At 60.3% G+C, this 18377-nt stretch carries 17 protein-coding genes; 10 read left to right on the top strand and 7 right to left on the bottom strand.

Features of this window, described 5'->3' with window-relative positions; all coding sequences use genetic code 11:
- Positions 1-3: 3 nt before the first annotated feature.
- The gene (locus J5M56_RS12460) at positions 4-1440 is read right to left on the bottom strand and encodes a cytochrome ubiquinol oxidase subunit I (RefSeq protein ID WP_186477408.1); all 1437 of its coding nucleotides are present in this window, start codon (positions 1438-1440) and stop codon (positions 4-6) included.
- A gap of 343 nt (positions 1441-1783) precedes the next feature.
- Between J5M56_RS12460 and J5M56_RS12455 the strand changes: the two genes are divergently transcribed.
- The 3 genes from J5M56_RS12455 to trmA all read left to right on the top strand — a co-directional run bounded on the left by J5M56_RS12455 (position 1784) and on the right by trmA (position 5554).
- Positions 1784-3004 carry an MFS transporter gene (locus J5M56_RS12455; protein ID WP_207937023.1) on the top strand — a complete coding sequence of 407 codons (1221 nt, stop codon included), beginning with the start codon at positions 1784-1786 and terminating at the stop codon, positions 3002-3004.
- 172 nt (positions 3005-3176) lie between these two features.
- Complete coding sequence (locus J5M56_RS12450; RefSeq protein WP_060478504.1) at positions 3177-4472, top strand: NCS2 family permease; 1296 nt, start codon at positions 3177-3179, stop codon at positions 4470-4472.
- Positions 4469-5554, top strand: a complete 1086-nt coding sequence (gene trmA, locus J5M56_RS12445; protein ID WP_207937021.1) for a tRNA (uridine(54)-C5)-methyltransferase TrmA — start codon at positions 4469-4471, stop codon at positions 5552-5554. The genes J5M56_RS12450 and trmA overlap by 4 nt, the downstream gene beginning before the upstream one ends.
- Before the next feature lie 42 nt (positions 5555-5596).
- Here the strand turns inward: trmA and pcaG are convergent, their stop codons facing one another.
- A complete protein-coding gene (gene pcaG, locus J5M56_RS12440; protein WP_186477405.1) occupies positions 5597-6202 on the bottom strand; it encodes a protocatechuate 3,4-dioxygenase subunit alpha in 606 nt (201 codons plus the stop codon).
- Positions 6203-6212: 10 nt separating this feature from the next.
- The gene (gene pcaH / locus J5M56_RS12435; protein ID WP_060478501.1) at positions 6213-6932 is read right to left on the bottom strand and encodes a protocatechuate 3,4-dioxygenase subunit beta; all 720 of its coding nucleotides are present in this window, start codon (positions 6930-6932) and stop codon (positions 6213-6215) included.
- Between the two features lie 188 nt (positions 6933-7120).
- On the opposite strand from pcaH, the gene J5M56_RS12430 reads away from it, so the two are divergent.
- Together J5M56_RS12430 and J5M56_RS12425 are read left to right on the top strand one after the other, a co-directional pair.
- Positions 7121-8014, top strand: a complete 894-nt coding sequence (locus J5M56_RS12430) for a neutral zinc metallopeptidase (protein ID WP_207937019.1) — start codon at positions 7121-7123, stop codon at positions 8012-8014.
- Positions 8015-8179: 165 nt separating this feature from the next.
- The gene (locus tag J5M56_RS12425) at positions 8180-10099 is read left to right on the top strand and encodes a methyl-accepting chemotaxis protein (RefSeq protein WP_207937017.1); all 1920 of its coding nucleotides are present in this window, start codon (positions 8180-8182) and stop codon (positions 10097-10099) included.
- A 57-nt stretch (positions 10100-10156) separates the two neighbouring features.
- Here the strand turns inward: J5M56_RS12425 and ggt are convergent, their stop codons facing one another.
- The 3 genes from ggt to J5M56_RS12410 all read right to left on the bottom strand — a co-directional run bounded on the left by ggt (position 10157) and on the right by J5M56_RS12410 (position 13459).
- Positions 10157-11824, bottom strand: a complete 1668-nt coding sequence (ggt, locus tag J5M56_RS12420; protein WP_060478498.1) for a gamma-glutamyltransferase — start codon at positions 11822-11824, stop codon at positions 10157-10159.
- 117 nt (positions 11825-11941) lie between these two features.
- Positions 11942-12838, bottom strand: a complete 897-nt coding sequence (locus J5M56_RS12415; protein ID WP_207937016.1) for a LysR family transcriptional regulator — start codon at positions 12836-12838, stop codon at positions 11942-11944.
- Positions 12839-12868: 30 nt separating this feature from the next.
- Positions 12869-13459: an NAD(P)H-dependent oxidoreductase gene (locus J5M56_RS12410; protein ID WP_186477402.1), complete on the bottom strand. Its 591-nt coding sequence runs from the start codon at positions 13457-13459 to the stop codon at positions 12869-12871.
- A 158-nt stretch (positions 13460-13617) separates the two neighbouring features.
- Here J5M56_RS12410 and J5M56_RS12405 point away from each other — a divergent pair, with 158 nt between their 5' ends.
- Positions 13618-13932, top strand: coding sequence for a putative quinol monooxygenase (locus J5M56_RS12405; protein ID WP_207937015.1), 315 nt, complete (start codon positions 13618-13620; stop codon positions 13930-13932).
- On the opposite strand, the gene J5M56_RS12400 is transcribed toward J5M56_RS12405, so the two are convergent.
- Positions 13922-14686, bottom strand: coding sequence for a sulfite exporter TauE/SafE family protein (locus J5M56_RS12400; RefSeq protein WP_207937014.1), 765 nt, complete (start codon positions 14684-14686; stop codon positions 13922-13924). The two genes, J5M56_RS12405 and J5M56_RS12400, sit on opposite strands and share 11 nt — an antisense overlap.
- A gap of 78 nt (positions 14687-14764) precedes the next feature.
- On the opposite strand from J5M56_RS12400, the gene J5M56_RS12395 reads away from it, so the two are divergent.
- From J5M56_RS12395 to J5M56_RS12380, 4 genes are all read left to right on the top strand, one after another.
- A complete protein-coding gene (locus J5M56_RS12395) occupies positions 14765-15649 on the top strand; it encodes a LysR substrate-binding domain-containing protein (protein ID WP_186477399.1) in 885 nt (294 codons plus the stop codon).
- Between the two features lie 158 nt (positions 15650-15807).
- Positions 15808-16152: a cupin domain-containing protein gene (locus J5M56_RS12390; RefSeq protein WP_186477398.1), complete on the top strand. Its 345-nt coding sequence runs from the start codon at positions 15808-15810 to the stop codon at positions 16150-16152.
- Positions 16153-16436: 284 nt separating this feature from the next.
- Positions 16437-16931: a type VI secretion system tube protein Hcp gene (locus J5M56_RS12385; protein WP_256250630.1), complete on the top strand. Its 495-nt coding sequence runs from the start codon at positions 16437-16439 to the stop codon at positions 16929-16931.
- A gap of 10 nt (positions 16932-16941) precedes the next feature.
- Positions 16942-17919, top strand: coding sequence for a hypothetical protein (locus tag J5M56_RS12380; protein WP_207937013.1), 978 nt, complete (start codon positions 16942-16944; stop codon positions 17917-17919).
- Positions 17920-18377 lie beyond the last annotated feature (458 nt).

Here is an 18377-nt window from a genome sequence, read left to right as displayed (position 1 = left end):
GGCTCAGTTCCCCTTGCTCAGGCTGGCAGTATTGGCCTCGTGGCCATCATCGGCGGCAGACAAAGGCCGTGCCGGCGTGCGTTTGGTGCCAGGGCCACCGGGGTTCTGCTCGTCACCTTCGCCAGTGCGCGGGCCTTTACGCACCAGGCGCATCATATAGCCCAGGCCTGTACCGAAGAGCGCGAAATACACCACCACGAAGGCAATCAAAGTGAAGCCAAGCTGTGCATAACTGTGGTTCGAAACCCCATCGGCGGTACGCAGCAGCCCATAGACCACCCACGGTTGGCGACCGATCTCGGTGGTGAACCAGCCTGCCAGCAACGCAATCAACCCAGATGGCCCCATCCACAGTGCCACGTACAGGAACGGCCGGGAGGTATAGAGCGTGCCGCGCTTGCGCAGCCACAGGCTCCACAGGCCGACGACGATCATCAGCAAGCCAAGGCCTACCATCACCCGGAACGACCAGAACACGATGGTCGAATTGGGCCGATCTTCAGGCGCGAACTCCTTCATCGCCGGTACTTGCTTGTCCAGGCTGTGGGTCAGAATCAAGCTGCCCAACGCCGGTATTTCAAGCTTGAAGTGAGTGGTTTCGGCTTTCATGTCCGGGATGCCGAACAAGATCAGTGGGGTCGGCTCACCAGGCACATTCTCCCAATGGCCTTCGATGGCGGCGATCTTCACCGGCTGGTGCTTGAGGGTGTTCAGGCCATGGAAGTCACCGATCACTGCCTGGATGGGTGCAACCACCAAGGCCATCCACATGGCCATCGACAGCATCTTGCGCAGCGCCGGGTTGTCCCGCCCACGTAACAGGTGCCATGCCGCTGAAGCACCGACGAAGAAGGCGGTGGAAACGAACGCAGCGGTGGCCATATGCATCAGCCGATAAGGGAATGATGGGTTGAATACCACTGCGAGCCAGTCCACTGGCACCACCCGGCCATCGATGATCTCGTGGCCTTGCGGCGTCTGCATCCAGCTGTTGGAGGCCAGGATCCAGAAGGTCGATACCAGCGTACCCAGCGCCACCATGACCGTGGAAAAGAAGTGCAGGCCCCGGCCGACGCGGTTCCAGCCGAACAGCATCACACCAAGGAAGCCCGCCTCCAGGAAGAAAGCGGTCAGCACTTCGTAGGTCAGCAGTGGGCCGGTGACAGCACCGGCAAAGTCGGAGAAGCGGCTCCAGTTGGTGCCGAACTGATAAGCCATCACCAGGCCGGATACCACGCCCATGCCAAAGTTGACGGCGAAGATCTTCGACCAGAAATGATAGAGGTCTCGGTAGACCTGGTTGTTGGTCCTCAACCACAAGCCTTCGAGAACCGCCAGGTAGCTGGCAAGGCCGATGGTGATGGCCGGGAACAGAATGTGGAACGACACGGTAAAGGCAAACTGCATTCGGGCGAGTTCTAACGCCTCTATTCCGAACATGGTGCTTCCTCTTCAGGTGATCCGGCGTGCAGGCTCGTGGCCCTATCGCCCACTGCCCCTACGGTTGTCGAGTGCGGTAAGTTGAATTTGTTCGGTTCGATCGTAGGGATTGCGGCCCGAAGGCCTTTGGTTGCATCTGGAACGATTGATCCAGGTCAACCTTCGTTACAAAGCATAGCCCTCAATAGCGCGCATGGCGGTGCGGTGGTTTGCCGCGTGGCCGGTTGCCTCACCCTCTTCCTCAAAGCCTGGAAACATGCCGATCACGGCAAACAGTAACTGCTTGTTACAATCAGATGATACGCTGCGCTCCCCCCACTACGCCGAGCCCGACAGGTTGCCGATGCCCGATTCAGCGCCGCAGTTGTTGCGTCATCACCGCCCTTTCATCGCCTTCTGGCTGGCTCGCGTGTTCACGGCTAGTGGCTTTCAAATGCTCACGGTGGCCATCGGCTGGCACCTCTACCAGCTCACTGGCAATGTGCTCGACCTTGGGCTCGTCGGCCTGGTGGAGTTCGCGCCACGAGTGCTGTTCATGCTGCATACCGGGCACGTAGCCGATCGATACGACCGACGTAGGGTCGCGGCGCTGTGCCAGAGTTTGCAGGGGCTGATCGCCCTGGCATTGGCCGTGGGCAGTGCTACAGACAACGTCAGCCGTGAACTGATTTTCGCCCTGGCGTTCCTGCTCGGTGCCACCCGCTCGTTCGAGATGCCGGCAACCCAGGCATTGCTGCCCAATGTCGTGCCGCCAGGGTTGTTTCCACGGGCAGTGGCTGCCTCGGCCTCGGCGACCCAGGCAGCGACCATCGTCGCCCCGGCCGTGGGCGGCTTTTTGTATGCATTCGGCAGCATCTGGGTATATGGCCCTACCGTTGCCCTGTACGCCGTTGCCTGCCTGTTGATGTTGACCCTGAATTCGCGCCAGCAGGTGCCTCAGCGTGGGCGCGCCAGCATTGAGTCACTCCTGGCGGGCATCCGTTTCATCCGCAGCCGGCCTGACATCCTCGGCGCCATTTCGCTGGATCTGTTCGCCGTGCTGCTCGGTGGCGCCACCGCACTGCTGCCAGTATTCGCCAAGGACATCCTGCTGACTGGCCCGTGGGGCCTGGGCCTGCTGCGCTCGGCGCCAGCGGTGGGGGCACTGCTGATGTCGCTGTGGCTGGCGCGCTTTCCAGTGGAGCGCAAGGTGGGCCGCACCATGTTTACCGCCGTTGGGGTATTCGGCGTAGCAACCATCGCCTTTGGCCTATCGACCTCGTTCTGGTTCTCGCTGGCGGTGCTGGTGGTTCTGGGCGCTGCAGACATGATCAGCATGGTCATCCGTGGCGCTTTCGTGCAGTTGGAGACGCCGGACGAGATGCGCGGGCGGGTAAGCGCAGTCAATGGCCTGTTTATCGGTGCATCCAACCAGTTGGGTGAGTTCGAGTCCGGGGTAACGGCGCACTGGTTCGGCACCGTGCCAGCAGTGGTACTGGGGGGCGTGGGCACCTTGGTGGTGACCGGGGTGTGGATAAAGTTGTTCCCGACCCTGGCCAACCGCGATCGCTTGCACAGCGATTGAGCGTGCCCGGCTACAGATGATCCATTCCCCAACGGCCATAGGCCCTTGCCGAGCATGCTGGTATGATGCGCGGCTTTTTTGCGCCCCACACAAAACCACGGCATCGGCTACGGTCTGTGCTTTGCTGATGGGGTCGATACATTCACGGCGCTAGGGCGCCCTGGGAGCGGGCATGCTGGAAAGGCTGTTTCAACTAAGAGCACACAACACCAACGTGCGCACCGAGATTCTTGCGGGCGTCACCACCTTCCTGGCCATGGCCTACATCCTGTTCGTCAACCCGAGCATCCTCGGCGAGACCGGCATGGACAAAGGCGCGATCTTCGTCGCCACGTGCCTGGCGGCCGCCATCGGCTCGACCACCATGGGGCTGATCGCCAACTACCCGATCGCTCTGGCGCCGGGCATGGGCCTGAACGCATTCTTCACCTACACCGTGGTGCTGCACATGGGCCACACCTGGCAGGTGGCACTGGGGGCGGTGTTTCTCTCGGCGGTGATGTTCTTCCTGTTGTCGATTTTTCGCATACGCGAGTGGATCGTTAACAGCATTCCACTGCCCCTGCGCTCAGCGATCGCCGCAGGTATCGGGCTGTTTCTGGCGCTCATTGCCCTGCACAATGCGGGCATCGTCGTCGATAACCCGGCAACCCTGGTTGGCCTGGGCGACCTCAAGCAGCCGGCACCCATTCTGGCGACTCTGGGCTTTTTCCTGATCGTCGGCCTTGAGTCGCTGAAAGTGCGTGGTGCGGTGTTGATCGGCATTCTGGCCGTGACCATCGCCGCGATCTTGATGGGTGTAACGCCGTTCGGCGGCGTGGTTTCGATGCCGCCCTCACTGGCGCCGACCTTCCTGCAGCTGGACATCAAGGGCGCCCTGGACGTGGGCCTGGTGAGCGTGATCTTTGCCTTCTTGTTCGTCGACCTGTTCGACAACTCCGGAACCTTGATCGGCGTGGCCAAGCGTGCCGGCCTGATGGGCAAGGACGGCCACATGCCGAAGATGGGCCGTGCCCTGATCGCCGACAGCACCGCCGCCATGGCCGGGTCCCTGCTGGGCACCTCGACCACCACCAGCTACATCGAATCCGCTGCTGGCGTGAGCGCTGGGGGCCGCACTGGCCTTACCGCCATCGTGGTCGCCATTCTGTTCCTGCTGGCGCTGTTCTTCGCCCCGCTGGCCGGTAGCGTACCGGCCTTCGCCACGGCCCCAGCGCTGCTGTTCGTTGCCGTGCTGATGGCCTCGGGCCTGGCGGAGATCAACTGGGACGACGTCACCGAGGCCGCCCCGGTGGTAGTGACCGCCCTGGCCATGCCGCTGACCTATTCGATCGCCAACGGCATCGCTTTCGGCTTCATCGCCTGGACTGCCGTGAAGCTGATCTCTGGCCGCCACCGCGACCTGAACCCAGCCCTGGTGATCCTCTCCATCCTGTTCGTTATCAAGCTGGGCTGGTTCAACGCATGAGTGCTGCCTTCGATCCCACCGTCTACGACACCCAGCTCCAGGGCAAAGTCGCCCGACTGCGTGAGTTGCTGGCGCCGTTTGGCGCACCGGAGCCGGCCGTTTTCGACTCGCCCCGCGAGCATTACCGCCTGCGCGCAGAATTTCGCCTGTGGCGCGAGGACGGCCAGCGTCACTACGCGATGTTCGCACCAGGGGAAAAGCACAAGGCAATCCTGATTGACGACTTCCCCATCGCCAGCCAGCGCATCAACGCACTGATGCCAAGGCTCAAGGCTGCCTGGCAAGCCAGCGAGACGCTGAGTAACCGCCTGTTCCAGGTCGAGTTCCTCACTACCCTGGCCGGCGATGCCATGGTCACCCTGTGCTACCACCGCCCACTGGACGAAGCCTGGGAAGTAGCCGCTCGCCAGCTGGCCGATGAGCTAGGGGTGAGCCTGATCGGCCGCTCCAAGGGCAAGCGCCTGGTCATAGGCCGCGACTATGCGGTGGAACAGCTTGAGGTCGCCGGGCGCGTGTTCAGTTACCGCCAACCGGAAGGCGCGTTCACCCAGCCCAACGGCGCGGTGAACCAGAAGATGCTGAGCTGGGCCTTCGAGGCCATGGGCGAGCGTGATGATGATCTGCTGGAGCTGTATTGCGGCAACGGCAACTTCACTCTGCCGCTGGCCACTCGCGTTCGCCAGGTACTGGCCACCGAAATCAGCAAGACGTCGGTCAATGCCGCACTGAGCAACCTTGACGAAAACGCTGTGGATAACGTGAAGCTGGTGCGCCTGTCGGCAGAAGAGCTGACCCAAGCGCTCAATGGTGTGCGCCCGTTCCGCCGCCTGGAAGGGATCGACCTTGCAAGCTACGACTTCGGCACCGTGTTCGTCGACCCGCCACGGGCAGGCATGGACCCAGATACCTGTGAGCTGACCCGGCGCTTCGAAAGGATCCTGTACATTTCGTGCAACCCTGAAACCCTGGCGGCAAACATCGCGCAGTTGCAGGACACCCACCGCATCGAGCGGTGTGCGTTGTTCGACCAGTTCCCGTATACCCACCACATGGAAAGCGGTGTGCTGCTGGTGCGGCGCTGACCAATGAAACGTTGAGGGCCCCTCAGGGCCCCCAACCATCATTCAGAAGTCGAAGAAGACGGTCTCCCCTTCTCCCTGAATACGGATATCGAAGCGATACGCCGTCTTGCCATCTACCTCGCAACGCTTGGCCACCAGCGTCTCACGGCGCTGGGGCTGCTCGATCAGGTTGAGCACTGGGCACTTGGCGTTGGCCTCGGCCTCATCGTCGAAGTACAAGCGCGTGTGCAAGTGTATGTTGATCCCGCGAGCGAACAGGCTGATGTTGATGTGCGGTGCCATCGGCACGCCTGCGGCATTGTTCACCACACCCGGCTTGACCGTCTGCACGGTCCACTCACCGGCATCGAAGGTGGTGGCGGTGCGGCCGAAGCTGTTGAAGGCGTTTTCCAGGTTGTAGGCATCCTGGTATTGGCCGCTGGCGTCGGCTTGCCACAGTTCCAGGAACGAATCGCGCACCAGGTGACCATTGCCGTCGTAGACATGGCCAATCAGCAGAATGTGCTCACCCGCGGCATCGGGCTTGGCCATCTGGTTCCAGATTTCCTGGTCACGGGTCGGGTTGCCAGCCGCTTCCAGGGCTAGACCGATGTGCACGTAAGGGCCGGCGGTTTGCGAGGGGGTTTCCGGCAGCAGTTCGATAGGCATGACGGGGTCCTCAGCAGTTTTCGAAGTGGGTCTTGCGCTGGCCGCGCAGCACGATGTCGAAGCGGTACGCCAGGCAGTCCATCGGGTTGGCGCTGCTCATGTCGAGTTTGGCGATCAACTGCTGTACGGCTTGGGGGTTGGCGATCGACTTGACGATCGGGCACATCGGGATCAGCGGATCGCCCTCGAAGTACAACTGAGTGATCAGCTTGGTGGCGATCGATGGGCCGCTGATGGCGAAGTGAATGTGCGCCGGGCGCCAATCGTTCGGGCCATTGCGCCATGGGTATGGGCCCGGCTTGATGGTACGGAAGCTGTAGTAGCCGTCACGGTCGGTCAGGCAGCGACCGACGCCACCAAAGTTGGGGTCCAATGGGGCCAGGTAACGGTCGTTCTTGTGACGATAGCGGCCGCCGGCGTTGGCTTGCCACATTTCTACCAGCGTGTTGGCAACCGGCTTGCCGTATTGGTCGACCACACGGCCGGCGACGATGATGCGCTCACCGATCGGCAGGCCGCCATTATTGAAGTTCAGCAGCAGGTCGTGGTCGTGGGCACCGAAGCCCAGATGGGAAAAGTCCGGGCCGGTGGTTTCGCTGATCGACTGTGGAATGCTAACCAGTGCCTGGCGCGGCGAGCGGGCGATGGACGTCTTGTAGTCGGGCGTCAGTGCCTTTGGGTGCCAATTGCGATCACGGATCACGAAGCGGCTGTTGTCCTGGGCGGGCATGCCGGATTCCTCTCTTGGAATTATGAAAACGCCTGTACACGGCAGGCGGACTTGCAGTTTCTGATAGGTGAGCCCAGATGAATATTGAAATCAGCCGCCCCATACATAACCAAATGGTTATGCATTAGAGACTTGGCTCCAACTGATCTATTCTTTGTCCCCATGTTTCAAGCTCTGGAGAGCACTTAATGGAATGGCGAAAAGGCCGGCGCAGCGACAATGTGGTCGATGCTCGGGGCGAAGGCGGTGGCGGCGGCGGTATGCGCTTTGGCGGCGGCAAAGGGTTGGGGCTGGGGGCGATACTGTTGATCGTCGGCATCGGCTGGCTGACCGGCCAGGACCCGCTGCAGATTCTTGGCCAGCTCACAGGGCAAATGGAGCAACAGCAGCACCAGGCCGCACCTAGCGGGGCCGGTGGCAAAGCGCCGCCTGCCAATGACGAGCAGGCGCAATTCGTCGCCTCGATCCTGGGTGACACCGAGGACACTTGGAAAGCCTTGTTCGCTCAGGCCGGCAAACAATACCGCGACCCTAAGCTGGTTCTGTTCAGCGGGCAGGTCAATTCTGCCTGCGGCTTTGCTTCAGCAGCCGTCGGGCCGTTCTACTGTCCAGCGGACCAACGGGTATACCTGGACATGTCGTTCTTCCGTGAAATGGAGACTCGCTTCGCGGCAGCCGGTGATTTTGCTCAGGCCTACGTCATCGCACACGAGATCGGCCACCATGTGCAAACCCTCTTGGGCGTCTCGGCCAAAGTCGATGCTGCGCGGCGCAGCGGCCAACGCATGGAGGGTGACAACGGCCTGCTGGTGCGCCAGGAATTGCAGGCAGACTGCCTGGCTGGGGTGTGGGCGTACCAGGCCCAGAAGCGGCTGAACTGGCTCGAACCCGGGGATGTCGACGAGGCCCTCAACGCCGCCAATGCCATTGGCGATGACCGGCTGCAACAGCAGGGCCAGGGCCGCGTGGTGCCCGACTCGTTCACCCATGGCACCTCGGCGCAGCGCGTGCGTTGGTTCAAAACCGGGTTCGCCCAGGGCGATGTCAACAGCTGCGATACTTTCAGCGCACGCAGCCTCTAAGAGGTGGGGCCGCCGCCTGTCGGCCCCGACTCGAAATCAACTGAAAAAGCGATTCAGCTTTACCCTCCGCGTGCCGATAACCCCTGCACGATTCAGCAGGCCCCAGAACAACAACGCCCTGCGATCGAAGATCAAGTGAGCGTATGAATTTTCTGGAGAGCGTGCATGAATAGCTGGTTTGCCAATATCAGCGTCAACCTTAAACTCGGCCTAGGCTTTGGCCTGGTGCTGGTTCTTACCGGCCTACTGGCCTTGACCGGCTGGACCAGCCTGGGCAGCCTGATCGACCGCAGCAACTGGATGGGCGACATCGGCCAGCTCAACAAGGACCTGACCGACCTGCGCGTAGCGCGCCTGCAATACATGATCGCCAACGGCGATGATGCTGCTGCTGCCAACACCCAAGCCAAACTGGATGTGTTCAGCAAACAGCAGGCCTACCTGGCAACCACCTTCACAAGCCCAGCCAACGTCGAACTCCTCAAGGCGCTGGGGCAGACCATCAGCGAGTACAAGGTATCGCTGAGCAAGATGCGCGCCGGCTACGACAGCTCGCTGGCGGCCCGCAAGGCCATGGATGTGTCGGCAACCCGGGCCGATGAGGCCATGGATGCCCTGAGCCAAGAGGTGATGTCGCGCCCCGAAGCGGACAGCGTACGCCTGGCTCAGTATCAGCTGATCAGCAAGGCGCGCCAGCAATTGCTGCAGGTGCGCATCGATGTGCGTGGCTACATCGCCGAGAACACGGCCAGCAACGAGCAAGCCGCCCTGCGGCAGTTGGAAGGCTCGCTGGCCAACATCGAGACGCTCAAGCTTCAGCTGCCCGCCGAAGGGGCTCGTGTGCAGCAGTTCGAACAGGCCGTGTTGGCGTACCGCGATGCCGTGCGCCAGTTCCGTGATGCGGTCGCAGCGATCACGGTGGCCCGTGCGGAAATGACGGTTCAGGGCGCCGACATCGTCAAGCGCAGTGACGCGCTGTACCAAATCCAGCTTGAGCGCCGCGACGCCGAAAGCGCACAGGCACGCAGCCTGCAGATCATCGCCACGCTGCTGGCATTGTTGGCGGGGGTAATTGCTGCAGTGGTCATCACCCGGCAGATCACCCGCCCGTTGCGCGATACCCTGCAAGCTGTGGAGCGCATTGCCGGTGGCGACCTGACCCATGAACTGCGAGTCACTCGCCGTGACGAGCTGGGAGCCCTGCAACAAGGCATCGCGCGCATGGGAACAACCCTGCGCGAGCTGATCAGTGGCATCCGCGACGGCGTCACTCAGATCGCCAGTGCCGCCGAAGAGCTGTCGGCGGTGACCGAACAGACCAGCGCCGGCGCCAACAGCCAGAAGGTCGAAACCGACCAGGTCGCCACCGCCATGCATGAAATGGCCGCCACTGTTCAGGAAGTGGCGCGCAACGCAGAGCAAGCCTCGCAGGCGGCCACCGGTGCCGATGGCGAGGCCCGTGCTGGTGACCGTGTGGTCGGTGAGGCCATCAGCCAGATCGAACGCTTGGCTGAGGAAGTGCACCGTTCCACCGAGGCCATGAACCTGCTGCAGCAGGAAAGCCAGAAGATCGGCAGCGTGATGGATGTGATCAAGTCGGTCGCCGAGCAGACCAACCTGCTGGCGCTCAACGCAGCGATCGAAGCCGCTCGTGCCGGTGAGGCCGGCCGCGGGTTCGCAGTAGTGGCCGACGAAGTGCGCGGCCTGGCCCAGCGCACGCAAAAGTCCACCGAAGAGATCGAAGAGTTGGTCGCTGGCCTGCAGCATGGTACCCAGCAAGTGGCCAATGCCATGCAGGGCAGCCGGACACTGACCGACAGCAGCGTGGAACTGGCGCGCAAAGCTGGGGCATCGCTGGAGAACATCACCAGCACGGTGTCGAGCATCCAGTCGATGAACCAGCAGATTGCCGCGGCGGCCGAGCAGCAGAGCGCCGTGGCCGAGGAAATCAGCCGCAGCATCCTCAATGTGCGGGATGTGTCGGAACAGACTGCGGCGGCCAGTGATGAGACAGCAGCGTCCAGCGTCGAGCTGGCGCGCCTGGGTGGTCACTTGCAGACGCTGGTCAGCCAGTTCCGCGTCTGACCTTCAGATCGCTTTCGCGGGGTTACCCGCGAAAGCATCAAAACAGCCCACCCAGCGTTACTTGACGATCATCCCCACCCCACGCCCACGCGGGTCCGAGGCCGTTTCAAGCTGCGCCCCGTTGACCCGAATGGCCTGGATGTCCCCCATCTCCCAGCCCTGATCCTCCAGGACATAACCCATCTTCTTCAGCTCATCAGCTACTGCGCCGGTCAGCGGTGCATAGCTGTCGAAATAGATGGTGTCCTTGGGCAGCAATTGATGGTGCACACGCTGCGCCGCCACGGCCTTTTGCAGCGGCATGCCATAGTCGTACAGGTTGTTCATGACCTGGAAGATAGAGGTGAAGATGCGTGAGCCCCCTGGGGTACCGATCACCAGCTCAACCTTGCCGTCACGGGTCATCAGGCTTGGGCTCATCGACGAGAGCATGCGTTTGCCCGGCGCAATGGCGTTGGCGTCACCGCCCACGACGCCAAAAGCGTTGGCAGCCCCAGGCTTGGCGCTGAAGTCGTCCATTTCGTCGTTGAGCAGGAAGCCCGCGCCTTTGACCACTACGCCACTGCCGTAATCGAGGTTGAGGGTATAGGTATTGCTGACAGCGTTGCCCTGCTTGTCGACGATCGAGAAATGCGTGGTTTGGTGCGGCTCCAAACCGGGCTTGACCTCGTCAGTCGCAGAGATGGCTTTGGGGTTGACCTGTGCAGCGCGCTTGGCCAGATAGTCCTTAGCCACCAGTTGGTTCACTGGGACTTTACTGAAGGCCGGGTCGCCGAGATAGTCGGCACGGTCGGCGAATACCCGCTTCTCGATCTCCGCTAGCAGGTGAATGTACTGCGCAGAGTTGTGCGCCACGCCTTTGAAGTCTGCCGCTCGGTCTTCCTTGATGCCCAGCAACTGTGCCAACGCTACCCCGCCCGAGCTGGGCGGAGGGGCTGTGTACACCACATTGCCGCGCCAGCTGATGGCGATCGGGTCGCGCCATACGGCCTTGTAGTCCATGAGGTCTTGTTTGGTGATCAGGCCTTTGTCAGCCTGCATCTGCGCCACCAGCAGGTCAGCGGTCTTGCCTTGGTAGAACTCACTCACGCCTTTATCGGCGATGCGTTCCAAGGTCTGGGCCATCTCCGGCTGCTTGAACAACTCCCCAACTTTCATGTTGCCGAAATAATCGTTGAAGTTGGTCGCCGTCTTGAACATGCCTTGGGCATCGTTGCGGTACTGGTACTGCTTTTCTGCAACCTTGAAACCATTCTTCGCATAGCCGATGGCCGGCGTCAGCAGCTCGCTCCAAGGCAACTTGCCGAACTTGTGGTGAGCCTCCCACAGCCCCATCACCGTACCGGGCACACCCGCTGCGCGCGCGCCCACCAGGCTCAGGTTCTCGATCACCTCGCCTTTGTCGTCCAGGTACATATTGCGCGTGGCTGCCTTGGGCGCCACTTCGCGGTAGTCGAGGAAGTAAGGTTTGCCGTCGACGAACAGGGTCATGAAACCGCCACCACCGATGTTACCTGCTTCGGGGTAGGTCACCGCCAGCGTGAAGGCAGTGGCCACGGCTGCATCCACCGCGTTGCCACCTTTCTTGAGAATGTCGGCGGCTACCTGTGCGCCATATTGATCGGGCGCAGCAACCGCACCGCCTTCCAGGGTAGCGGCATAAGTAGAGGAACAGCTCAGGATCGCGGCTGCCAGAGCCAGGTACTGAAACGGGACAATACGCATGACACTTCCTTGGTGTTGTTTTTGTCGAGCACTCAGTAAGGCCGAAGCGCTCGAACTGTGCAATCGGGCGCAGGAAGTTTCGCCGCCTTCGGGCAGGATATGTCGCGTTCAGGCAACTCAGCAGGCGTACATCGCCAACTTGCGCTGAATGAAGTCCAGGAAGCACTGGATACGCAGGGCCAACTGCGTATTGCGGTAATACACCGCGTGGATCGGTTGGCGATAGCCATTGCTGGCCTCGCTGAGCAGTACCTTGAGGCGGCCAGTGCGGATGTCTTCATGGGTCATGAAGTGCGACAAGGCGACGATCCCTTGCCCGTCCAGTGCAAGCTGGCGCAAGGTTTCGCCGCTGGAGGCGAGCAAGACCGGGCGGATGCTCCACCGATCACCTTGGGCATGACGCAAGGGCCACTGGTTGAGCGTCTCTGGTTGGCTGAAGCCCAGCAGGCAATGGTTGCTCAGATCCTCGACGGTCTTTGGGGTGCCATGCCGCTGCAAGTAGTCAGGGCTTGCCAATACCTGCACAGGGCTGCAGCCAAGCGAGCGCGCATGCAGGCTGGAGTCAGCCAGTTCACCGATACGGATGGCCACGTCGGTACGCTGCTCCAGCAGGTCGATGATCAGGTCGTCGGTGTTCAGTTCCAGTTCGATGCCGGGGTACTGGCGACGAAACTCACCGATCCAGGGCAGGATGGCATGCAGCATGAACGGTGCAGCGGCGTTGATGCGCAGCCGCCCTGAGGGAGTCTGGTGATGCATCGACAGGCGCTCTTCCATCTCGTCCATCTGCTCCAGTACCCGGCGCGAACGCTCGAGGAAGAAGCGGCCCTCTTCGGTGAGGTCCATCCGCCGTGTGGTGCGGTTGACCAGGGTGGTGCCGAGCTTGGCCTCAAGGCGCGATAACGTGCGGCTGACGGCAGACGGGGTCTGGCCCATCTGCTCGGCAGCAGCGGAGATCGAACCGCAGTCGATCACAGCGACGAATACCTGAAGTTCTTCTGAGCGGGTCTTCACTTGAGCGCCTGTAGGTGAACCATGCAGGGATTAGATAGCCTTGCCGAACACGTTGTCCAGATGCGCTTCATACGCCGCCAACGCTGCCGGTACATCCGGGCGCTTCATCACATCCACCGCCAGGAAGGTCGCAAGGCCGGTCATGCCCAGGAACTGGTTGGCCTTGTGGAACGGGAAGTACACCGCATCCACACCTTTGCCTTCGAAGAAATCGCTAGGGTCGTCGAATGCCTGCTGCGGCGCATTCCAGGTCAGCGACAGCATGTACTGCTTGCCCTGCAGCAAACCACCGCTACCGTACTTTTGCGAGTGGTCGGAACGGGTACGACCGTCGTTGGCATAAAGGCTACCGTGGCCGGCGGTGAAAACTTCGTCGATGTACTTTTTCACGATCCACGGCGCGCCCATCCACCAGCCCGGCATCTGGTAGATGATCACATCGGCCCAGAGGAATTTTTGCACTTCGGCCTGGACGTCATAGCCACCGTCGATGAACGTCTGCTGTACATCGAAACCGGCACTGTCCAGGTGGGCCAGCGCGGCGTCGTGCAGGGTCTGATTGAGACGGCCGTCGGAGTGCGCGAACTGTTTGCCGCCGTTGAGCAGTAAGATATTTTTCATGCTGGGCCTCGGGTCATAAAGGAATGACCGGCACATTAATGGCCCGCGAGCGCGGGATACAGCAGGCGCGCGGCAAAATACAATTGATCTCAAGTCAACAATGCAATGGGTATTGTTGCCGTAGAATGGATACATCAATTACTTGGGAGCACCGATCCATGAGCGAGCAGCACGCGTTCATCCTCAAGGCCAAGACCCGCCCGGAAATGGCCGAAGCCTTCGAAACCCTGTTCCGCGCCTACGTCGAGCCAAGCCGCCAGGAGCCTGGCTGCATCGAATACCACATGCTGCGCGACCAGCAAGACCCTAGCCTGTTCGTGTTCTATGAGGTGTGGGCCGACAAGGCGGCGCTGGACGTGCACTCGGCCCTGCCGCACATGGTCGAGTTCTTCGACAAGCGCATGGACTACCTTGAGCGCGATTTCGACATCCAGCCGATCGTGATGCTCAGCCCCTCGTCCGCTAACCGTTGAGCAGCAAATGGCCGCCCAGCGCGGCCAGGCCGATGAAGAAGCAATACTTGAACAGCGCCGCACTGATGCGTTGGCGCAGCCACTGCCCGGCAAACATGCCTAGCAGCGCCGGCGCCAGCATCAGCAGCGAAGCCCCCAGCGCTTGCCCACCCAAGGCATCCTGCCCGGCCAGGCCAGCGGCCAGAGCGAGGGTCGAAACCGTGAATGACAGGCCCAACGCCTGAATCATCTCGTCGCGGCTCAGGCCCAGGCTCTGCAAGTAAGGCACCGCCGGCATCACGAATACGCCAGTGGCCGCAGTGACTAGGCCTGTCACTAGCCCGCAAATCGGGCCCAGCCACCCTTCCCGCTCCGGCGCCACGCGCAAGGCCGGGCCTGCCAACCCGTGCAGTGCATAAATCACCAGCGCCGCGCCCAGCGCATGCACCGCCCATGGCCCGCTGTTGATACCCACCCAGGCACTGCCGAGCAATGTACCGACGAAAATCATCACCAGCATCGGCCCTAGCCTGCGCAACAGCACTCGCAGATGGCCGCCGGTAGCGAGCTGCCAGAGGTTGGTGAGCGTAGATGGAACGATCAACAGCGCTGCAGCCTGCGCCGGTGACATAGCCAGCCCTAGCAGGCCCATGGCGATGGTCGGCAGGCCCAGGCCAATCACACCTTTGACGGCACCGGCCAGCAGGAAGGTGCTGACCACCAGCAGCGTCAACGCCGGGCCTATGTGCTGGTAGAAAGCAAGCAAAGTCTCCATGGCCGCCATGATGAAGCGCAGCGGTGGAACTGAAAATCTGCCATATACTCAGCCAGACTCTCGCCAGGACAGAGGCAGATGCATTTCGACCTGATCGACCTTCGGCTTTTCCAGCATACCGTCGAGTGCGGCAACATCACCGCCGGCGCCTGCCGCAGCCATCTGTCGCTGCCAGCGGCCAGTGCCCGCATCCGTGCCATGGAAGCCTCTCTCGGCACCGCTTTGCTTGAGCGCAACCGCCGTGGCGTTCAGCCCACGTCCGCCGGGCAGGCGCTGTTGCAACATGCACGGCAGATCGCCCAACAGGTCGAGCGCCTGCAGTTCGACCTGGCCCAATATGCCGGGGGCCAGCAAGGCCAGGTGCGGCTGCTGTGCAACACCGCTGCCTTGACCGAGTACCTGCCAGAGCTGCTGGCCAGCTACCTTGCCGACAACCCAGGGCTCGGCATCGACGTGCAAGAGCTGCCGAGCCTGCGTATCGTGCAGTCGATCACCCAGGGCATGGCTGATCTGGGCGTCATTTCTACCGCAGCCCCCAGCGCGCATCTGCAGACCTTGCCATTTCGTGATGATCCGCTGGTGTTGGTGACACCGCCGGGCCACCCCCTCAGCGAAGCGCCTGCACCGAGCTTCGTCGACTCCCTTGCCCATGGTCATGTTGGGCTGGGGGCCAACAGTGCCTTGGCGTTGTATTTGGAAGAACAGGCGCTGCGCGAAGGCCGGCGCATGCAGGTACGGGTGCGGGCCGAAGGGTTTGACGGGGTAATTCGCATGGTCGCAGGTGGCGCCGGCATTGGCGTGGTGCCGCTGGCATCGGTAAAGCGCTGGCAGGGGGTACTGCCGATGAACTGGGTAGCGCTGCGAGAGGACTGGGCCAAGCGGCGGTTACTGTTATGCGCGCGAGATTTCGCCGGGTTACCAGGTTATACGGCAGGGTTGGTCGAGCGATTGATGCAGGCCTGATCGTGCATCGGTGCCTGCACTGGCGCACTGGCGGATGTAGCTACAGGGTTTGCGCTGCATAGCGCGGGCAGGCAGCTGGGCGTCGAGCCCAGGCAACTGCGGGTCGGCCATAGGGCCTATGGTGACCGGTCATTCAGCCAGTCACCAGGAGTTGTGCCATGTCCGATTTCATCACCGTCCTGCGCGAAACCTGCCCGACGCCGGTCGTGGACGCCACCAAGTGGAAGCGCATCGGCGGCGACCCACACACCGTCAACCTCAACGCCTACCTGTCGGCTGACGGCAGCAAGATCATGGGTACCTGGATCTGCACCCCGGGCAAATTCGAGGTCAACTACGAGAAGTGGGAGTTCTGCCACTTCCTCGATGGCTACTGCATCATCACCCCGGAAGGCGAAGAGCCCAAGCACCTGAGAGCGGGTGATGTGTTCGTGATCGAACCGGGGATGAAAGGCACCTGGGAAGTGGTCGAGACCGTGCGCAAGTACTTCGTCTTTGCCTGATTTTTTGCCAGAGTAATGCAGGCCCTGTGGATAACACGAAACTTCCTACAGGGCCATCACTGAGTTGAACATCGCATAAATAGCAAATCAACCATGAATCCATTGAACCTCAGCAACAGCTTCTGACATATACCTTCAGCTTAAATCCCTCTACTTGTAGTCCCTTTCTGAATTGCTCCACACCGCCCCTTAGCGTATTGCCCTCGCACGCTCCCAGACCTAGCCTGCACTGATCGCCCAAGTCAGCGGGCAATATTCCCTGTTCAAAACAATGTCAAGGAGAGATAAGCATGGCATTCGACGCCTATATTCAGATCGACAGTATTCCAGGAGAAGCGCTGGACGAAAAATACAGTAAATGGATTGAAGTGCTGGGCTACGACTTTGGTGTCAGCCAAAGTACATCTGCCACAGCCAGTTCCGCAGGTGGCGCAACATCGGGCAGGACCTCCGTCACCAACTTCACTTTCACCAAGTACCTCGACAGTGCCAGTTGCAAACTGATGGAAGCCAGTTGCACAGGCCAGCATCTGAAAGAAGTGAAGCTCGCCCTTTGCCGTGCTGGTGGTGACAAGCTCAGGTACTTCGAGATCATCCTTGAAGAAGTGATCATCGCAGAGTATTCGCAGAGCGTGGACACGGGGGTACCAGTAGAAGTGGTGCAGCTCAATTACGGCCGGATCAAGACCACTTATACCCAGCAGCGCCGCCACGACGGCAGTGGCGGCGGTAGTATCGCCGGGGGCTGGGACCGTATCGGCAACAGAAAATACGCGTGAGGGTGCTGCCATGTCTGAAGCTCGCGCGTACCTCAACCTCAAGCTGCAAAATTATCACAGGCTGAAATCCGACCTGGCACTGACCGGTCATTCCCTGGAAAAGTTCGACGTGCTGAATTCACACATCGCCAATACCGTGGTCCGTAGCGGTGAACTTATCATCATCGGCGACCCCACCACGGCCTCCTGCACCAGCCAGGAGGCCTGGATGATGAGGCAGGCGACAATCGTGCACATTGGGCTGATGCGCAATGGCCAAGGTGTGGATAACTTTTTCCTCGATAATTTCGAGACTTTGAAAAGCCTGATCGCGCATGCGTCCGTGGGCGCTGGAGTGGTCAGTGAAGGGTGGAGCAAGCACCTGAAAGCCATCGAAGCCACCTTGATGGAAATCGAGAAGTTGCATCAACGGCATCTCGGGTCAGGAACGATGGCGGCTCGCGATCAGTTCTATGCAAAGCGTTCGGCGTTGTTCATGAAGTTGGATCAGCAGTTGAACAAGCTGGCTGCGTACGGTTCCGGTCTAAGGAACAAAAGCTCGATCAAAAGAACGCTAGGGATATCCACAAAGAGTTATTTACATACAGGCGAGATTGCCGGATATGCCAACAAAGTATCAGGGGTGGCGACAGCTGCTAACTTGATAAAGAAAGGAACGTATGTCGGAATTGCGTTAGATGTCGCTGCTACCGGACTGGAGATACATAAAGCCTGTACGCTCGGACGCAAGGACGAATGCAAAAAGGCGCAGTATGTCGAGGTTAGTTCATTAACCTTGGGCTTGGTTGGTACTGCCGCTGGGGCATCCAGTGGCAAGCTTCTTCTTGGTGCTGCTTGCAGCGTGGTGTTTGGCGTAGCGACAGGTGGAACCGGAGCACTCGCTTGTGGGATATTCGGGGGTACCGTGGGGGGAATGGCAGGCGGAAAACTTGGGAATGAAGCAGGCGCCTGGGCTGGGGAACTTCTATACGAGGCAGTAGAAAAATGACAATCATGCACTGGATTTTTTTAGTCTACAGCATGACAGTTACAACTTTACTTTTCTTGAACCTGGCGCTAACAATCTATATTGCTCATCGCAAAATTGATTACATTGAAGGATTTCTATTAAATTGTAACGCAATAACCGGCGAAAAAAAGCTCTGGCTACATGCTGGCTTGATGGGAAAAATCTTTCGACTAACGCATATATCATTCATTCTGCTCACTCCTAAAATTTATGCACGAAAAAAACTCATTGACATCAATGAAATAAACAATCTTCCTTCAAGAGTCAAGAGCCTACTAATCTTCATAGGCGCCTCGCTTTTGATATTGTCTATCGCTTTTTTTGGTTTGGGAGTTTTCATGCATTACTTACCCCCCTTACCTAAATAATGCTCAAAAAACATCGCGGTACGGGCGCCTTCCCCTCTGGTGCGCAGTTACAGAGGGAAGACCGCCCGG

The sequence above is a fragment of the Pseudomonas sp. 51_B genome, assembly GCF_017491595.1.
Taxonomy (GTDB): Bacteria; Pseudomonadota; Gammaproteobacteria; order Pseudomonadales; family Pseudomonadaceae; genus Aquipseudomonas; species Aquipseudomonas promysalinigenes.
The sequence above is the reverse complement of the archived record's forward strand: the minus strand, read 5'-3'. Positions and strand labels throughout refer to the sequence as shown.